This window comes from Streptomyces chilikensis (assembly GCF_001642695.1).
GTDB lineage: Bacteria > Actinomycetota > Actinomycetes > Streptomycetales > Streptomycetaceae > Streptomyces > Streptomyces chilikensis.
In genome coordinates, this window is the sequence record NZ_LWCC02000005.1 from 3,330,837 (window position 1) to 3,348,372 (window position 17,536).

Genomic DNA, 17,536 nt, shown 5'->3' on the forward strand with positions numbered 1-17,536 from the left:
CGGCGCCCGGTGTCTCGTCGATGGGGTGACACAGGGGTGGGAGCGCTCCCACGATGATGCGGGGGAGGCATGACCGCGTCAATGGGGCGGAGGGCGACGGTTCCGCCGTCAGCGGGCCCGCCGCGCGGCGAGCCGCTCGGCCTCCGCGTGCCACCAGGCGGGCGGTGGCGGGCCGGTGACGCGGGCGGCCGGCTGGTCCGGGTGCAGCCCCAGCCGGCGCAGGGCGTCGGGACGCACGTGGATCTCCGCCACGCACCGGCGGTTCCCGTCGGGGCCGCGGCACTGGAGGAGGCCCAGGCGGATCTCGTCGTCGGTGAACGGATCCCAGTCGATGCCGCGGTCGCGCAGTCAAGCGCGGAGGGCGGCCGCGGGACGAGGGGCGCCGGGGGTGTTCCGGTGGGCGGCGACGCGGATCCAGTCATCTCCGGTGGCAGTGGTCATGGGGGCCAGCATGCCCCGGGCCGCGGACGCGGGGCACGCCGTTTCCGCGGGGCACGGTGGAGGGCCGACGCGGCGGCGGACGGCTCGGCGCGGTGCGGAGCCGGCCCGGCGGCACGGGGGCCCGGGACGGCGGAAGGCGGGGCCGCACCCACCGGGCGCCGCCGCACGCCGGGCGCGCCGCCGCGCTGGCCGCCAGGCTCGGCGTGCCCGTGGCGCCCGCCCACGCCTCCGCCGCCCCCGGCGTCGCCGAGGCGGTCCGCGCCCTGGCCGCCCGGGGCCGCACCCGGGTGGCCGTCGCCTCCTACTTCACCGCCCCCGGCCGCTTCCACACCGAGACCGCCGGGGCCGCCCCGTGGATCGCCTCCGCCCCGCTCGGCGCCCACCCCGACGTGGCCCGCCTGGTGCTGCACCGCTACGACGCGGCGGCGGAGGCCGGCCGCACGGCCCCCGCCGCACACCACGCCCTCGTCCCGGTGTAGGACCCACGGGGCGGCGGCCGTCACCGACACCCCTTACTGTCAGTTGCATGGCAGGCAACGAACCGACCGCCGGATACGACGAGGCCGCCGTCGAGCGCTGGGCCCCGGAACCCGACAAGCGCCCCGGACGCACCGCCTTCCAGCGGGACCGCGCCCGGGTGCTGCACTCCGCCGCGCTGCGCAGGCTCGCCGGGAAGACCCAGGTCGTCACCCCCGGCACCGTCCGTCTGTGGGACGCCAGCCCGCGCACCCGGCTCACCCACTCGCTGGAGTGCGCGCAGGTCGGCCGCGAACTGGGCGCCGCGCTGGGCTGCGACCCGGACCTGGTGGAGGCTGCGTGCCTCTCCCACGACCTCGGCCATCCCCCGTTCGGGCACAACGGCGAGCAGGCGCTGGACGAGTTCGCCGCCGACTGCGGCGGCTTCGAGGGCAACGCCCAGTCGCTGCGGCTGCTCACCCGCCTGGAGCCCAAGCGCTTCGTCACCGACCGGACCACCGGCGAGATGACCAGCGTCGGCCTCAACCTCTCCCGCGCCGCGCTGGACGCCGCCGCCAAGTACCCGTGGCCGCGCGGCGGGCACCCGGCCGGCCCCGCCTTCCGCAAGTTCGGCGTCTACGAGGACGACCGGCGGATCTTCGACTGGGTGCGCGCCGACGCCCCCGCCCGGGACCGGGTCTGCTTCGAGGCACAGGTGATGGACTGGGCCGACGACGTCGCCTACTCCGTCCACGACATCGAGGACGGACTGCACGCCGGCCACATCCAGCCCTCCCGGCTGCACAGCGCCGCCGACCGGCGGGAGATCTTCACCGTGGCCGTCCTGGACGCCCGGTACGTGCCCGCCGACACCGACCCGGAGGAACTGGGCGCGGCGCTCGACCGGCTCCAGGCGCAGGAGTGGTGGCCGCACGGCTACGACGGCACCGCCGTCGACCAGGCCAGGCTCAAGGACGCCACCAGTCAGCTCATCGGACGCTTCTGCACCGCCGCCGAGACGGCCACCCGGGCGGCCTACGGGGACGGGCGGCTGACCCGGTACAAGGCGCAGCTCGTGGTGCCGCGCGCCACCCGGATGGAGTGCGCCGTGCTCAAGGCGGTCGCCGACCTGTACGTGATGCAGCGGGCGGAGCAGGAGCGGCTGCGGGCCGACCAGCGGATCGTCGTCGCCGAACTGGCGGAGGCGCTCACCGCGCGGGCGCCGGAGGGACTGGACCCGCAGTTCGCGGCGCTGTTCGAAGCGGCCGTGGACGACCGGGACCGCAAGCGGGTGATCGTCGACCAGATCGCCTCCCTCACCGACGCCTCGGCCCGGGTGCTGCACACCCGGCTCACCATGCAGGCGTAGGACCGCCCCGGCGGTCCCGGGTCCACGGCACGGGGGCCGTGCGGCCCGTCGCCGGTGCGGCCCACCGGCGCGGGGGACCGGGGGGCTCAGGAGGCCGCGGGCCGCAGCGCCGCCAGCTGCCGGTCGTGCCACCGCCCGAGCAGCAGCACCGACGCGGTGGCGCCGAGCAGCGCGCAGAACATGTCCCACTGGGTGTCCCACACGTCGCCCTGGGTGGCGAGGAAGTCGTCCGCCGAGGCGCCGCCGACGATCGCCGCCAGCCACTCGAGCATCTCGAACAGCGAGCTGAACGCCAGGCACGCGCACACCGTGAGCGGCCCGAGCCAGCGGCTGCCGCGCAGCGGGGACGTCCGGCTGAGCAGCTCCCGGACCAGCACCGCCGGCACGAAGCCCTGCACCAGGTGCCCGAAGCGGTCGTACGGGTTGCGCTCCAGCCCCCACGCGTCGCGGACCCAGTCGCCCAGCGGCACCCGGGCGTACGTGTAGTGGCCGCCCACCGACAGCACCAGCGCGTGCGCCGCCAGCAGGCCGCACAGCAGGCCCGTCAGCGGGAACCGGCGCCAGGTCAGGAGCACCACCGGCAGGCCGGCCAGCACCCACACCGTCTCCAGCAGCCAGGTGGTGGGGTCGTACGCGTGCCAGGCGGACAGGGCGACGACGGCGGCCACCGCGCCCGCCAGCGGGGCGGGCCACGGGCGGCGCGGAGCGGGAGGGGCGGTCGACGGCATGGCGGGTCTCCTTGTCGGGGAGCCCCATCCTGGCGGCGCTCCCGGAACCGGGGCGTGAGTACGGGTACTCAACGCCTCGTGAGTCACCCCGCGCGGCAAGGACCGCGTGGCCCCTTCGGAAGGCTCCCTTTCCGCACTAGCCTCCGTGCGGGACGCTCATCCGGCACCCCCGGAGAAGGAGGCACACCGTGGTCGACGCGGACCAGACGTTCGTCATCGTCGGAGGAGGCCTGGCCGGCGCCAAGGCGGCGGAGACGCTGCGCGCCGAGGGCTTCAGCGGGCGGGTGATACTGATCGGCGACGAACGCGACCACCCGTACGAGCGGCCCCCGCTGTCCAAGGGGTACCTGCTCGGCTCGGCGGAACGCGACGGCGCGCTCGTCCACGAGCCCGCCTGGTACGCCGCCCACGACGTCGAGCTCCACCTCGGGCAGACCGTGGACGCGATCGACACCGCGGCGCGGACCGTGCGGCTCGGCGACGACGGCTCCTTCGTCCACTACGACAAGCTGCTGCTCGCCACGGGCGCGGAGCCGCGCCGCCTGGACGTGCCGGGGACCGACCTGGCAGGCGTCCACCACCTGCGGAGGTTCGCGCACGCCGAGCGGCTGAAGGGCGTGCTGGCCGCGCTCGGCCGGGACAACGGGCACCTGCTGATCGCCGGGGCCGGCTGGATCGGCCTGGAGGTCGCCGCGGCGGGGCGGCACTACGGCGCGGAGGTCACCGTCGTCGAGCCCGCGCCCACGCCGCTGCACGGCGTGCTCGGGCCCGAGCTGGGCAACGTCTTCGCGGAGCTGCACCGGGAGCACGGGGTGCGGTTCCGGTTCGGGGCGCGGCTCACCGAGATCGTCGGACAGGACGGGCTGGTCCTGGCGGCGCGGACCGAGGACGGCGAGGAGCACCCGGCGCACGCGGTGCTCGCCGCGATCGGGGCGGCCCCGCGGACCGCGCTGGCCGAGGCGGCCGGACTGGAGCTGGTGCCGCGCGAGCAGGGCGGCGGCATCGCGGTCGACGCCTCGCTGCGGACCTCCGACCCGCACGTCTTCGCGGCGGGCGACGTGGCCGCGTTCCCGCACCCGCTGTTCGGGGCGCGGCTGCGGGTCGAGCACTGGGCCAACGCGCTCCACGGAGGGCCGGCCGCGGCGCGGGCGATGCTGGGGCGGGAGGTGGTGTACGACCGGGTGCCGTACTTCTTCTCCGACCAGTACGACCTGGGGATGGAGTACTCCGGGTGGGCGCCGCCGGGCGCCTACGACGAGGTGGTGATCCGGGGGGACGCGGGGAAGCGGGAGTTCGTCGCCTTCTGGATGAAGGACGGCCGGGTCCTGGCCGGGATGAACGTCAACGTGTGGGACGTCACCCCGGCCGTCCAGGACCTCGTCCGCGCCGCCGTCCCGGTCGACACCGAGGCCCTCTCCGACCCCCGCGTCGCCCTGGAGTCCCTCGTCCCCTGACCCGGTCCGAGGGACGGGATCCCCCGGGGGGACGGGCGCGCGCCCCGGCGGGCGGCCGCCTCCCCGGAGCCCCGGCACCGCTGTGCCGGGCGCGCGTGTCCGGCGCCGCGGCGTGCGGGAACGGCCCGCGCCGGCGGGACCGCGGCGCCGGCGGGCCCCCGTACAATTTGCACGTGGCAGGCGGCGGCAGGATCAACGACGAGGACGTGAAGGCGGTACGGGACGCGGTCCCGATCGACTCCGTCGTCTCGGAGTACCTGCAGCTCAAGAACGCCGGCGGCGGCAACCTCAAGGGCCTCTGCCCGTTCCACGACGAGAAGTCCCCGTCGTTCCAGGTCAGCCCCGCCAAGGGCCTCTTCCACTGCTTCGGCTGCCAGGAGGGCGGCGACACCATCACGTTCGTGATGAAGGTCGACCACCTCACCTTCTCCGAGGCCGTCGAGCGCCTCGCCGCGCAGGCGGGGATCACCCTCCGCTACGAGGAGGGCGGCTACAACCCCTCCCACCAGCGCGGCGAACGCATCCGGCTGATCGAGGCGCACAAGATCGCCGCCCAGTTCTACGCCGAGCAGCTCGCCACCGGCCCCGAGGCGGACACCGGCCGGAAGTTCCTCGCCGAGCGCGGCTTCGACCAGGCCGCCGCCGAGCACTTCAACGTCGGCTACAGCCCCCAGGGCTGGGACCACCTCACCCGTTACCTGCGCGGCAAGGGATTCACCGACAAGGAGATCCTGACCTCCGGCCTCGCCCAGGAGGGCCGCCGCGGCCCCATCGACCGGTTCCGGGGCCGCCTGATGTGGCCGATCCGCGACATCGGCGGCGAGGTCGTCGGCTTCGGCGCCCGCAAGCTCTACGAGTCGGACAACGGGCCCAAGTACCTCAACACCCCCGACACCCCCGTCTACCGCAAGTCGCAGGTCCTCTACGGCATCGACCTCGCCAAGAAGGACATCGCCAAGAGCAGCCGCGCCGTGGTGGTCGAGGGCTACACCGACGTCATGGCCTGCCACCTCGCCGGGGTGACCATCGCCATAGCCACCTGCGGCACCGCCTTCGGCGGCGACCACATCAAGATCCTCCGCCGGCTGCTGATGGACAACGGCACCTCGCGGGTGATCTTCACCTTCGACGGCGACTCGGCCGGCCAGAAGGCCGCCCTGCGCGCCTTCGAGGACGACCAGAAGTTCGCCGCCGAGACCTACATCGCCATCGCCCCCGACGGCATGGACCCCTGCGAGCTGCGCCTGGCCAAGGGCGACGACGCGGTCGCCGACCTGGTCCAGCCGCGCACCCCGCTGTTCGAGTTCGCGCTGCGGCAGATCGTCGCCCGCTACGACCTGGACACCCCCGCCGGGCGGGCCGCCGCGCTGGACGAGGCCGCCCCGGTGGTCGCCAAGATCAAGAACGTGGGCGCGCAGCACGAGGTGGCGGTGCAGCTCGCCGGCATGCTCGGCATCCTGGACACCCAGTTCGTGGTGCACCGGGTCGCGCAGCTCGCCCGCTGGGCCCGCGACCGCGGCGGCCGGGGCCCCGCGCCCGCGAACGGCCCGCGGCACCCGCAGGACGGACCCGGCGCCGCCCACCGGGCCACCGCCCCCACAGGCCCCGGCTCCCGCGCGGCCTCCGGTCCCCCGCTCAACCTCCGCAACCCGGTGCACGCCACCGAGCGCGAGCTGGTCAAGCTCGCCCTGCAGCGGCCCGAGCTGGTCTCCCCGGCCTTCGACGCGTACGGCGTGGACGAGTTCACCGCGCCGCCCTACGCCGCGGTCCGCCAGGCGATCCAGGACGCGGGCGGGGCCGAGGCCGGCGCCCAGGACCCCCAGGAGTACCTGATCCGGGTGCGGGAGGCCGCGCCCGACGACACCGTGCGGTCCATGGTCACCGAGCTGGCCGTCGAGGCGATCATGGTGCGCCGCCCGGTGGACGAGAACTACGCCGGGGAGCAGCTGGTCGCGGTCCGCCGCCGCGCGGTGGACCGCCGCATCCAGGAGATCCAGAGCAGCCTGGCGCGCCTCGGCCACCAGGGTGATCCCGCCCAGCTCGCCGCCGTGCAGAACGAGTTGTGGGTGCTCCAGCAGTACGGCCAGGCCCTGCGGGAGCGGGGCGCGGCGGCGCTCTAGCCGAGCCGGAACCCGTCCAGCACGGGCTCCAGGGCGTCGAGCAGCCGCCGCGTGAACTCCCCCTCCTGACGCGGGAGTCCTGGGTGGTCGACGACGAAGTCCTCCCAGAGGACGTATTCGAGCAGCTCGGCCAGGTCGTTGCGGGTGAGCCACCCCGACGCGGTGAGGTTCGGCCACTCCTCCGACTGCCGCAGCGCCTCCCGCAGCAGTTCCCGCGACAGCGCGTGCCGTTCGGCGAGCAGCACCGCGTCGTACAGGTCCTTGCCCTGCGGGTAGGCGTCGGACACCAGCCAGGTCACCTTCCAGGCCAGCGACAGCTCGGGCGTCGCCGCCCGGAGGACCCCGCCGCCCGGCAGCTCCACCAGGCAGGGCTCCTGGAGCAGCTTCTCGCCGAAGACGAAGTCGAGCTGCAGGTTCCCCGCCGGCAGGCCCGGTGCCGACCAGGGGAGCACCAGGCGGCGGCCCGGCACCCGGTCGTAGGTCCAGATGTCGTCCGACACCGCACCGCTCGCGCTGATCCGCAGTCCCTCGCCCGCCCGCTCGGCCAGCGACTGCGCGGCCCCGGCGATCCCGCCGAACAGCCGGGCCGTGCGGCCGTCCTCCAGCTTCCAGTCCCGCGGGACGACCACGAAGTCCAGGTCGCCCGGTTCGCGTGCCCGGTCGCCGAACCACAGGGCCATCAGCGCGCTGCCGCGCAGCACCAGCGAATCGGCCCACGAGGAGCCGGCGACCGCCTCCAGCACCAGGTCCATCGCCCGCCGCCGGGCGGCCCGCCAGGCCTCGCCCCGGCCGGGATCCGCGAACCGCGGGTCCGAGGCCCGGTAGGCGTCGGCGTGCTGCTTCATCGACGGGTCGAACACCGGCTTCTGGGTCACCCCCTCGGCCTCCACCCAGCGCAGCGTCTTCGGCAGGTCGTAGTACCGCGGGTTCTTCCACGGATTCCTGGGCGTGCTCATCCCCGTGCCTCCTCCAGCCAGCCGTCGTCCACCGATTCGTCGCTGTCGTACAGCACGAACTCGCGCTCCACGGCCAGCACCTCGAGACCGCCCAGACCGGCCAGCAGCGCGTCCAGCGCCCGCCCCGCGCCGTCCGCGTCCACGTTCCGGCAGCGCTGGGTGACGAACCGCTCGTGGTGGCCGGCGCCGGTCACCCGGCGGGCGTTCCAGGAGAGGTGGGCGCCGTGCGGGGAGACCCGGGCGGCCAGGGCCGCCAGGTCGGCGCCGGAGGGCAGGCGCAGCTTCACGTGGTGCTCGAAGTGCCGTTCCCGGCCGCAGGGTCCGGGCGGCACCTCGGGGGCCCACGGGTCCGACTCGACCTTCACCCGGAGCACGGGGAAGCCGTCCGCCTCCAGCTCCGCGGCCACCGCCCGCGCCCGCGCGGCCTGGGCGTCGTAGGAGGAGGCGTCGCGCAGGGTCAGCATCGGCTGCGACGGCGTACGCCCGCGGGCCAGCACGACATGGGTCAGCTTCAGCCCCCGCGTCGCCGACCAGCCGCGCAGCCGGTCCAGCGCGGCGTCGTCGGCGCACCGCACGGTCAGGTGCGCTTCGTAGGAAGAACGGGACATCCGCTGATCATTACAGAGGGATTTCCAAGGGCGCACATGAGTTTTGCGCCCAGCGGGTAATCAAGCCGTCACGCACCGGTTCCAAAAAGTAGGCGCACGCCCCTCGTGAGGGGAGTGTGCGCTACGCCACACTGAGTCCGGCGCCAGTACCGGAGCACGCCCGGCCCGCACCCACGGCGCGGCCGAGCCGCCCGGCGTCGGCCCCCGCAGTCGCCCACAGACGCAAGCGCTGCCGCACTGCCCAGCAGCGATCACCCTGGAGGTCGCACGCGTGCAGACCCAGACCCTCACCCACACCGCCGGACCTCCGCGCGTCCTCGCCGACGCCGACGCGCCGGTCCTGCCGGCGGTGCCCCCGCAGGAGCGCGCCGCGCACCACCCCGAGACGCAGGCCGCCCCGCTCGACGAACCGGTGGAGCCGGTGGAGCCGGTGGAACCCGCGGAACCGGTGGAGGCGCTGGAGTCCGCGGAACCCGCCGAGGACACCGGGGATCCGGAAGGCGCGCAGGCCGTCGAGCCGGACGGGACCGAGGAGTCGCTCCCGACCGAGGAGCCGGCCGAGATCGAGGTGCCGGTCGCGGCGCGCCTCGGGGCGCAGACCGCGGGGCCCTCCGCCGACCTGTTCCGGCAGTACCTCCGCGAGATCGGCCGCATCCCGCTGCTCAGCGCCGCGGAGGAGGTGGAACTGGCCCGCCGGGTGGAGGCGGGGCTGTTCGCCGAGGAGAAGCTGAGCCGTACCCCCGACCTGGACAGCCGGCTCGCCCACGACCTGGACCGGCTGGTGGTGATGGGCCGCCTCGCCAAGCGCCGCCTGATCGAGGCCAACCTGCGGCTGGTCGTCTCGGTCGCCAAGCGGTACGTCGGCCGCGGGCTGACCATGCTGGACCTGGTCCAGGAGGGCAACCTCGGCCTGATCCGCGCGGTGGAGAAGTTCGACTACGCCCGCGGCTACAAGTTCTCCACCTACGCCACCTGGTGGATCCGCCAGGCCATGTCCCGCGCCCTCGCCGACCAGGCCCGCACCATCCGGGTCCCGGTGCACGTCGTCGAACTGATCAACCGCGTGGTGCGGGTGCAGCGCCGGATGCTCCAGGAACGCGGCTGCGAGCCCACCCCGGAGGAGGTCGCCGTCCACCTCGACCTGACCGGCGAGCGGGTCCGGGAGGTGCTGCGGCTCGCGCAGGAACCGGTCTCCCTGCACACCCCGGTCGGCGAGGAGGAGGACGTCGCCCTGGGCGACCTCATCGAGGACGGCGACGCCGTCTCCCCGGTGGAGACGGCGTCCTTCATCCTGCTGCGGCAGCACCTGGAGGCGGTGCTGTCCACCCTCAACGAGCGTGAGCGCAAGGTGGTCCAGCTCCGCTACGGGCTGGTCGACGGCCGCCCCCGCACCCTCGAGGAGATCGGCCGGCTCTTCGGCGTCACCCGGGAGAGGATCCGGCAGATCGAGTCCAAGACCCTGAGCAAGCTGCGCCACCACACCTTCGCCGGGCAGCTGCGCGGCTACCTGGACTGACCCGCCGGGGACCGGGGCCGCGGACCCGCCGCCCCGCGAGCCCTCCGTCCCGTCAGCACGTCGGCACGTCAGCACGTCGGCCCGTCAGTCCGTCAGCACGACGAGCCGCTGCGTGGCCCGGGTCATGGCGACGTAGCGGTCCACCGCGCCCGCCACGCCCTCGCCGAACCGCTCCGGCCCGACCAGCACCACCAGGTCGAACTCCAGCCCCTTCGCGAGCTCGGGGGTGAGCGAGCGCACCCGGGGCGTCCCGCGGAAGGAGGGGTCGCCGATGACGCAGGCGATCCCGTCCTCGTGGGCGGCGAGCCAGCCGTCGAGGACCTCGCGCAGCTCGGCGACCCGCCCGTGGACGACCGGGATGCCGGAACTCCGCACCGACGTCGGCACGTTGGCGTCGGGGATCGCCGCCCGGATCACCGGCTCGGCCTCCGCCATGACCTCCTCCGGCGTGCGGTAGTTGATGGTCAGCGACGCCGTCTCCACCCGGTTCAGCCCGATGCGCCGCAGGCGTTCCCGCCAGCTCTCGGTGAAACCGTGCCGGGACTGGGCGCGGTCGCCGACGACGGTGAAGCTCCGCGACGGGCAGCGCGACAGCAGCATCTGCCACTCGGCGTCGGTCAGCTCCTGCGCCTCGTCCACCACCACATGGGCGAACGGGCCGGCCAGCGGGTCGGCGGCATGGGACGGCAGCGCGGCCTCGTCGACCAGGGACTCCCTGAGGTCGTCGCCGAGCAGCATGGTCACCGCGCCCTCGCCGTCGGGGTCGGCCGCCACCACGCTGTCGATGACGCCCGCCATCCGCTCCCGTTCGGCGGCGACGGAGGCCTTGTGGCGGCGCTTGCGCACGGCGGTCCCCGGGTCGCCCAGCCGCCGGCGCGCCGCGTCCAGCAGCGGCAGGTCCGGGACCGTCCAGGCGTCCGGCTCCTTCCGCTGCAGCAGCCGCACCTCGTCGGGGCCCAGCCAGGGCGCGCACAGCCGCAGGTAGGCCGGGACGGTCCACAGGTCGCCGACCAGGTCGGCCGCCTCGATCATCGGCCAGGCCGCGCCCAGCGCCCCGGTCAGCTCGTCGTCGTTCGCCAGCGCCCGGCGGAACAGGGCGGCCGGCACCTCGCCCCCGATCCGGTCCCGGAGGAGGGCGACCAGTTCGTCCCAGATCTGCTCGCGCGCCTCGTTGTGCGGGGTGCCGGGCTCGGCCGCGTCGAAGGCCTCCGCCCAGTCGGCGGCGCTCAACGCCACCTCGCCCCACGGGGTGGTCACCGTCATCCCCTCGGTGGGCGGCGACTCGTAGAACCGCACCGCCTTCTCGATCGCCCCGACCATCTCCACCGACGACTTCAGCCGGGCGGCCTCCGGGTCCGCCTCGGGCACCGCCCGTGCCCCCTCGGCGACCAGGTCGCGCAGGGTGCAGGTGCGCACGCCCTCCTCGCCGAGGCTGGGCAGCACGTCGGCGACGTAGTGGAGGTACGGCTGGTGCGGGCCCACGAAGAGCACCCCGCCCCGGCGGTGGCCGAGCCGCGGGTCCGAGTACAGCAGGTAGGCGGACCGGTGCAGGGCGACGACGGTCTTGCCGGTGCCCGGCCCGCCGTCCACCACCAGCGCGCCCCGGGAGCCCGCCCGGATCACGGCGTCCTGGTCGGCCTGGATGGTGGCGAGCACGTCCCGCATCCGCGGGGAGCGGCTCGCGCCCAGGCCGGCGATGAAGGCCGACTGGTCGTCCAGCGCCGCGTGCTGCTCCCGCAGGCCGTCGTCGGTGAAGACCTCGTCCCAGTAGTCGCTGATCCGGCCCCCGGTCCACCGGTACCGGCGGCGGCCGGCCAGACCCATCGGGCTGGCGTGGGTGGCGGCGAAGAACGGCTCGGCGGCGGGGGAGCGCCAGTCGAGCAGCAGCCGGCGCCCCGAGCTGTCGGTGAGGCCCAGCCGCCCGACGTAGAGGTGCTCCTCCCCGCCGGCCGGCACCATCCGGCCCAGGCACAGGTCCAGGCCGAAGCGGCGCAGCGCGCGCAGCCGGGCGGAGAGCCGGTGGACCTCCAGGTCCCGCTCCATCGCCTCCCGGCCCGCGCCGCCGGGCGCCCGCCGCTCGGCGTCGAGCCGGCCGGTCAGTTCGGCGACCGCCTGTTCCAGGGTGGCGGCGACATCGGCGAAGTGCCGCTCGTCGTCGTCGATCAGCCGGGGATCGGCCTTGGCGGCCAGCCGCCCGGGCAGGGCGAAGGCGGAGCCGGTGGCGGGGGCGGGCAGGGAAGGACGACTCAACATTCAGCTCCGTCGCAGGTGGGTCGCGCGCCCGTGGACACCGGCGCGGAGCAGCGATTGTGCGGCACGAGGGGGGCCTTGCCGCAAGGCACCCCTTGCGCTATATCTTAAAAACGGCAGGAGGTGCGTCCTCCTCCGGCCCACCCCCGACGAACGGTTCGGCCCCACCCGCAGCTGCGGGTGGGGCCGAACCGCTGTGGGAGGTCATTCCACCTCGGCGACCGCCTGGGCGAACTGCGCCCGGTAGAGGCGGGCGTAGGCTCCGCCCGCCGCCAGCAGCTGGGCGTGACGGCCCTGTTCGACGATCGAACCGTCCTCCATCACCAGGATGGTGTCCGCGTCCCGGATCGTCGACAGCCGGTGGGCGATCACGAACGAGGTCCGGCCGTGCGCCAGCTTCGCCATCGCCTTCTGGATCAGCACCTCGGTACGGGTGTCGACGGAACTGGTCGCCTCGTCCAGCACCAGGATCGTCGGGTCGGACAGGAAGGCCCGGGCTATCGTGATCAGCTGCTTCTCGCCCGCGCTCACCCCCGAGCCCTCGCCGTCGATCACCGTGTCGTAGCCGTCCGGCAGGGTCCGGATGAACCGGTCCGCGTGCGCGGCCCGCGCCGCCTCCTCCACGTCGCCGCGGGTCACCTCACCGGGAGCGCCGTAGGCGATGTTCTCCGCGATGGTCCCGCCGAACAGCCAGGTGTCCTGGAGCACCATGCCGATCGCGGACCGCAGCTCGTCGCGCGACATCGTGGCGACGTCCACGCCGTCCAGCGTGATCCGCCCGCCGGTGACCTCGTAGAACCGCATCAGCAGGTTCACCAGCGTGGTCTTGCCGGCGCCGGTCGGGCCGACGATCGCCACCGTGTGCCCCGGCTCCACCGTCAGCGACAGGTCCTCGATCAGCGGCTTGTCCGGGGCGTAGCGGAACGACACCCGCTCGAACCCGACCCTGCCGCGCAGCTCCTCCGGCCGCACCCCCGCAATGGGGTCCGCCTCCTGCTCCTCGGCGTCCAGCAGCTCGAAGACCCGCTCCGCCGAGGCGACGCCCGACTGCACCAGGTTCGCCATCGACGCCACCTGCGTCAGCGGCATCGAGAACTGCCGCGAGTACTGGATGAACGCCTGCACGTCACCGATCGACAGCGACCCCGAGGCCACCCGCAGACCGCCGACCACGGCCACCAGGACGTAGTTCAGGTTGGAGACGAACATCATCAGCGGCTGCATCACGCCGCTCATGAACTGCGCCTTGAAGCCGGCCTGGTACAGCTCCTCGTTGTGCTCGGCGAACTTCTGCGCCGACTCGTCCTGCCGGCCGAACACCTTCACCAGCGAGTGGCCGGTGTACATCTCCTCGATGTGCGCGTTGAGCTGCCCGGTGGTGCGCCACTGCGCCACGAAGTGCGGCTGCGACCGCTTGCCCACCCTGGTGGCCACCACGAACGACAGCGGCACCGTCACCAGCGCCACCAGCGCCAGCAGCCAGGACACCCAGAACATCATCACCAGGACGCCGACGATCGACAGGACCGCGTTCACCAGCTGCCCCATCGACTGCTGCAGCGTCTGCCCCAGGTTGTCGATGTCGTTGGTCGCCCGGCTCAGCACCTCGCCGCGCTGCCGCTTGTCGAAGTACGACAGCGGCAGCCGCGACAGCTTCGTCTGCACGTCCTCGCGCATCCGGAACATCGTCCGGTTCACCGCGCGGTTGACCATCCGGGTGGCCACGGCCATCAGCAGACCGGCCGCCACGAACATCCCGAGGGCCAGCAGCAGCACGTTGCCCACCGCCGCGAAGTCGATGCCCTCGCCCGGCGTGAAGTCCACCCCGCCCAGCATGTCGGCGACGCCCTCGTCGCCGCGCGCCCGCACGGCGTCGAGCACCTGTTCCTTGGACGCGCCCGCCGGCATCTCCCGGCCGACGATCCCCGCGAAGACCAGGTCGGTCGCCCGCCCCAGGATCTTCGGCCCGGCCACCGTCAGCGAGACGCTCGCCACGACCGAGGCGAGCATCACCCACAGCGCCGCCCGCTCCGGCTTGAACCGCGCCAGCAGCCGCTTGGTGGACCCCGTGAAGTCCATCGACCGGTTGTCCGGGCCGGTCCCGGCCATCATCCGCCCCGCAGGCCCGGCCATCAGGCTGCCTCCGCTTCCGTCAGCTGGGAGAGCACGATCTCCCGGTAGGTCTCGTTGTCGGCCATCAGCTCGGCGTGCCGGCCCGCACCGACCACCCGGCCCTCGTCCAGCACCACGATCCGGTCCGCGTCCCTGATCGTCGACACCCGCTGCGCGACGATCACCACCGTCGCCCCGGCGGTCTCCCGCGCCAGCGCCGCCCGCAGCGCCGCGTCGGTGGCGTAGTCCAGGGCGGAGAAGGAGTCGTCGAAGAGGTAGATCTCCGGGCGCTGCACCAGCGTCCGGGCGATCGCCAGCCGCTGCCGCTGACCACCCGAGACGTTGGAACCGCCCTGCGCGACGGGCGCGTCCAGGCCGCCCTCCAGCGCCCGCACGAACTCCCCGGCCTGCGCCACCTCCAAGGCGTGCCACAGCTCCTCGTCCGTGGCGTCCGGGTTGCCGTAGCGCAGGTTGGACGCCACCGTCCCGGCGAACAGGTACGGCTTCTGCGGGACCAGCGACACCGTCCGGGCCAGCACCCGGGGGTCGATCTCCCGGACGTCCACCCCGTCGACCAGGACCTCGCCCTCGGTGGCGTCGAACAGCCGGGGGACCAGCCCCAGCAGCGTCGACTTGCCCGAACCGGTCGAACCGATCACCGCGGTGATCTCGCCCGGCCGCGCCGCCAGGTCGACGGCCTTGAGCACCGGCTCCTCCGCGCCCGGGTACCGGAAGCCGGCCCCGCGCAGCTCCAGCGTCCCGCTGGTCCGCAGCTCGGTCACGCCGGCCTTCGGCGGCACCACGCTCGACTCCGTCTCCAGGACCTCCTGGACGCGCTCGGCGCAGACCTCCGCCCGCGGGACCATCATGAACATGAAGGTGGCCATCATCACGGACATGACGATCTGCATGAGGTAGGCCAGGAAGGCCGTCAGGTCGCCGATGCCCATGCCGCCGGAGTCGATGCGGTGGGCGCCGAACCAGATCACCGCGATCGACGCCAGGTTCACCACCGTCATCACGACCGGGAACATCAGCGCCATCAGGTTGCCGGTCCCCAGGGAGACCGCCGTCAGGTCCTCGTTGGCCTTCCGGAACCGCCGCTGCTCGTACTCGTCGCGCACGAACGCGCGGATCACCCGGTTACCGGTGATCTGCTCCCGCAGCACCCGGTTCACCGCGTCCAGCCGCTCCTGCATGGTCCGGAACAGCGGCCGCAGCGCGCGGATCAGGAAGGTCAGCGCCACCCCCATCACCGGCAGCACCGCCAGCAGCACCCCGGACAGCGGGACGTCCAGACCCAGCGCCATGACCACGCCGCCCACGCCCATGATCGGCGCGGACACCATCAGGGTGAAGGTCATCAGCGCCAGCATCTGGATCTGCTGGACGTCGTTGGTGGTCCGGGTGATCAGCGACGGCGCGCCGAACCGGCCCACCTCGCGGGCCGAGAACGACTGGACCCGGCCGAAGACGGCGGCCCGCATGTCGCGGCCCAGCGCGGCGGCGGTCCGCGCGCCGAAGTGGACGGCACCGATGTTGCAGACCACCTGCGCCAGGGAGATCCCCAGCATCAGGGCGCCGAACGTCAGGATGTAACCGGTGTCGCCCTTCACCACGCCGTCGTCGATGATGTCGGCGTTGAGGGTGGGCAGGTAGAGGGTCGCGCAGGTCTGCAGGAGCTGCAGAGCCACGACGACGGCGACGGGTGTGCGGTAGGGCCGCAGGTGGGCCCTCAGGAGTCGTATGAGCACGCCGATACTTTCGAGAGGCCGACGAGGAGGGGGACCGCCGGTGCGGACCCCACGCCGCCCATCGTCTGACACTCCCGGGGTGTTACCTCAAGTCAATTGAGCCAAGCGCGGGCCGGAACCCGGCCGGGTTTCAGCCGTTGGGGTGCCAGACCCGGCCGCGCGCGGGCATTGAGAGGTCACGTGCGTGTGCGCGGGCCCGTCAGGCCGGGAAGGCGCCCGGATGGGTCTGCTCGCGGACCGCGCCGTACTGCTGCCGGACGGCCTGGCCCACCGGCAGGTCGTCGCCGGGTTCGAGGATCTGGGCCGCCGCGCCCTGCCAGGCCGGCGGCCGGTGCGGGTCGAGCGTGCCGTGGGCCGTCCCGAGCGCCCAGGCGGCCTGCCGCGCCGCCCCGAGCGCCGCGTAGTCGGCCGGCTGCGGGACGACGACCTGCACCCCGAACAGCGCGGGCGCCACCGCGCGCACCGCCGGCAGCTCCGCCGCCTGCCCCAGCAGGAACACCCGCCGCACGGCGACCCCCCGCCCGCGCAGCACGTCCAGCGCGTCCGCCAGCGAGCACAGCATCCCCTCGAACGCCGCCCTCGCCAGGTGCTCCGGCCGCATGGACTCCGTCCGCAGCCCGCTCAGCGTGCCCGCCGTGTGCGGCAGGTGCGGGGTCCGCTCGCCCTCCAGGTAGGGCAGCAGCACCAGCCCGTGCGCGCCCGGGGTCGACTTCAGCGCCAGCTCCGACAGCGCCTGCGGGCCGTCCACGTCCAGCATCTGCGCGGTGGCGCGCAGCACCCGCACCGCGTTGGTCGTCGACACCACCGGCAGGTGCATCCCGGTCGCGTCGGCCAGCGCCGTCACCGAGCCGCCGCCGTCCCGCACCGCCTCCGGGTGCACGGCCATCACCGAGCCCGAGACGCCCAGCGAGACGACCGCGTCGCCCACGCCGACGCCCAGTCCGAACGCGGCGGCCTGGGTCTCCCCGGTGCCGGCCGAGATCAGCAGTCCCTCGGGAGTGGTGCCGGCCGCCTCCCAGGGGGCGATCACCTCCGGGAGCCCCGCCCCCCGCCCGAGCGCCAGCTCGACCAGGTCCGGGCGCCAGGATCCGGTGGCCGCCGACCAGTAGCCGGTCCCGGAGGCGCCGCCGCGGTCGGTGGTGCGCCGCACGGGGCGGCCCAGCAGCTGCCACACCAGCCAGTCGTGGGCCTGCATCAGGAAGGCCGTGCGGTCGGCGTTCTCCGGCTCGCTGCGGCGCAGCCACCGCAGCTTGGTCACCGGCTGCGCGGCCTGCGGGACCAGCCCGACGGCCTGCGCCCAGCCCTCGCGGCCGCCGAGCGCGTCGACCAGGTCGGCGGCCGACGTCTGGGCCCGCCGGTCGGCCCCGGTCATCGCGGGCCGCACGACGTGCCCCTGGGCGTCCAGCGGCACCAGGGCGTTGCGCTGGGTGGAGACGCCGATGGCCTGCACGCCCTCCAGCAGTCCCCCGACGGCCGCCTCGCCCAGGGAGCGCAGCCACACCTGCGGGTCGACGTCCGACGGGCGTCCCCCGCCCTCGGCCGCCTCGAGCGCGTGCGAGGCGTAGCCCTGCCTCAGCACGGCACCGGTCTCCGCGTCACAGACGACGATGCGAGTGGAATCGGACGAACTGTCCAGGCCGGCGACTATCCCCATGAGGGTGATTGTGCACCACCCGTCACGCTTTTGGCCCTGACGCCTGCGGGACGGCACACGGCACGGGCCCGCGCACGCCGGCGCGGGCCCGGTGCCGTCGTCCCGCCGCGCGGATCCG

The 17,536-nt window shown here is 74.2% G+C and carries 13 protein-coding genes; 5 read left to right on the forward strand and 8 right to left on the reverse strand.

Translation table 11 applies throughout. The features are described from left to right. Positions 1-108: 108 nt before the first annotated feature. Positions 109-252, reverse strand: coding sequence for a hypothetical protein (locus A2U95_RS14810; protein WP_240957331.1), 144 nt, complete (start codon positions 250-252; stop codon positions 109-111). Between the two features lie 245 nt (positions 253-497). On the opposite strand from A2U95_RS14810, the gene A2U95_RS14815 reads away from it, so the two are divergent. Beyond that, positions 498-920 carry a hypothetical protein gene (locus A2U95_RS14815; RefSeq protein ID WP_420856995.1) on the forward strand — a complete coding sequence of 141 codons (423 nt, stop codon included), beginning with the start codon at positions 498-500 and terminating at the stop codon, positions 918-920. 47 nt (positions 921-967) lie between these two features. Continuing rightward, positions 968-2,266 carry a deoxyguanosinetriphosphate triphosphohydrolase gene (locus A2U95_RS14820; RefSeq protein ID WP_166022712.1) on the forward strand — a complete coding sequence of 433 codons (1,299 nt, stop codon included), beginning with the start codon at positions 968-970 and terminating at the stop codon, positions 2,264-2,266. Positions 2,267-2,352: 86 nt separating this feature from the next. Here A2U95_RS14820 and A2U95_RS14825 read toward each other — a convergent pair whose 3' ends face one another. Continuing rightward, positions 2,353-2,994, reverse strand: a complete 642-nt coding sequence (locus A2U95_RS14825; protein ID WP_166022714.1) for a DUF2238 domain-containing protein — start codon at positions 2,992-2,994, stop codon at positions 2,353-2,355. Between the two features lie 188 nt (positions 2,995-3,182). Between A2U95_RS14825 and A2U95_RS14830 the strand changes: the two genes are divergently transcribed. Then, on the forward strand, positions 3,183-4,448 hold the full coding sequence (locus A2U95_RS14830; protein ID WP_166022716.1) for an NAD(P)/FAD-dependent oxidoreductase: 1,266 nt from the start codon (positions 3,183-3,185) through the stop codon (positions 4,446-4,448). Positions 4,449-4,621: 173 nt separating this feature from the next. Beyond that, positions 4,622-6,568, forward strand: a complete 1,947-nt coding sequence (gene dnaG / locus A2U95_RS14835; RefSeq protein WP_166022718.1) for a DNA primase — start codon at positions 4,622-4,624, stop codon at positions 6,566-6,568. Here the strand turns inward: dnaG and A2U95_RS14840 are convergent. Further along, the gene (locus tag A2U95_RS14840; RefSeq protein ID WP_166022720.1) at positions 6,565-7,524 is read right to left on the reverse strand and encodes a nucleotidyl transferase AbiEii/AbiGii toxin family protein; all 960 of its coding nucleotides are present in this window, start codon (positions 7,522-7,524) and stop codon (positions 6,565-6,567) included. The genes dnaG and A2U95_RS14840 overlap by 4 nt on opposite strands. After that, the gene (locus tag A2U95_RS14845; protein ID WP_166022722.1) at positions 7,521-8,132 is read right to left on the reverse strand and encodes a hypothetical protein; all 612 of its coding nucleotides are present in this window, start codon (positions 8,130-8,132) and stop codon (positions 7,521-7,523) included. Before A2U95_RS14845 ends, A2U95_RS14840 begins: the two co-directional genes overlap by 4 nt. Before the next feature lie 229 nt (positions 8,133-8,361). Between A2U95_RS14845 and A2U95_RS14850 the strand changes: the two genes are divergently transcribed. Then, positions 8,362-9,648, forward strand: coding sequence for an RNA polymerase sigma factor (locus tag A2U95_RS14850; protein ID WP_166025228.1), 1,287 nt, complete (start codon positions 8,362-8,364; stop codon positions 9,646-9,648). 84 nt (positions 9,649-9,732) lie between these two features. Here A2U95_RS14850 and helR read toward each other — a convergent pair whose 3' ends face one another. From helR to A2U95_RS14870, 4 genes are all read right to left on the reverse strand, one after another. Beyond that, on the reverse strand, positions 9,733-11,901 hold the full coding sequence (gene helR / locus A2U95_RS14855; RefSeq protein ID WP_166022724.1) for an RNA polymerase recycling motor ATPase HelR: 2,169 nt from the start codon (positions 11,899-11,901) through the stop codon (positions 9,733-9,735). 201 nt (positions 11,902-12,102) lie between these two features. Then, positions 12,103-14,031, reverse strand: a complete 1,929-nt coding sequence (locus A2U95_RS14860) for an ABC transporter ATP-binding protein (protein WP_166022726.1) — start codon at positions 14,029-14,031, stop codon at positions 12,103-12,105. Beyond that, positions 14,031-15,764: an ABC transporter ATP-binding protein gene (locus A2U95_RS14865; protein ID WP_166022728.1), complete on the reverse strand. Its 1,734-nt coding sequence runs from the start codon at positions 15,762-15,764 to the stop codon at positions 14,031-14,033. The genes A2U95_RS14860 and A2U95_RS14865 overlap by 1 nt, the downstream gene beginning before the upstream one ends. A 199-nt stretch (positions 15,765-15,963) precedes the next feature. Continuing rightward, on the reverse strand, positions 15,964-17,418 hold the full coding sequence (locus A2U95_RS14870; protein ID WP_166022730.1) for a xylulokinase: 1,455 nt from the start codon (positions 17,416-17,418) through the stop codon (positions 15,964-15,966). Positions 17,419-17,536: the final 118 nt, after the last annotated feature.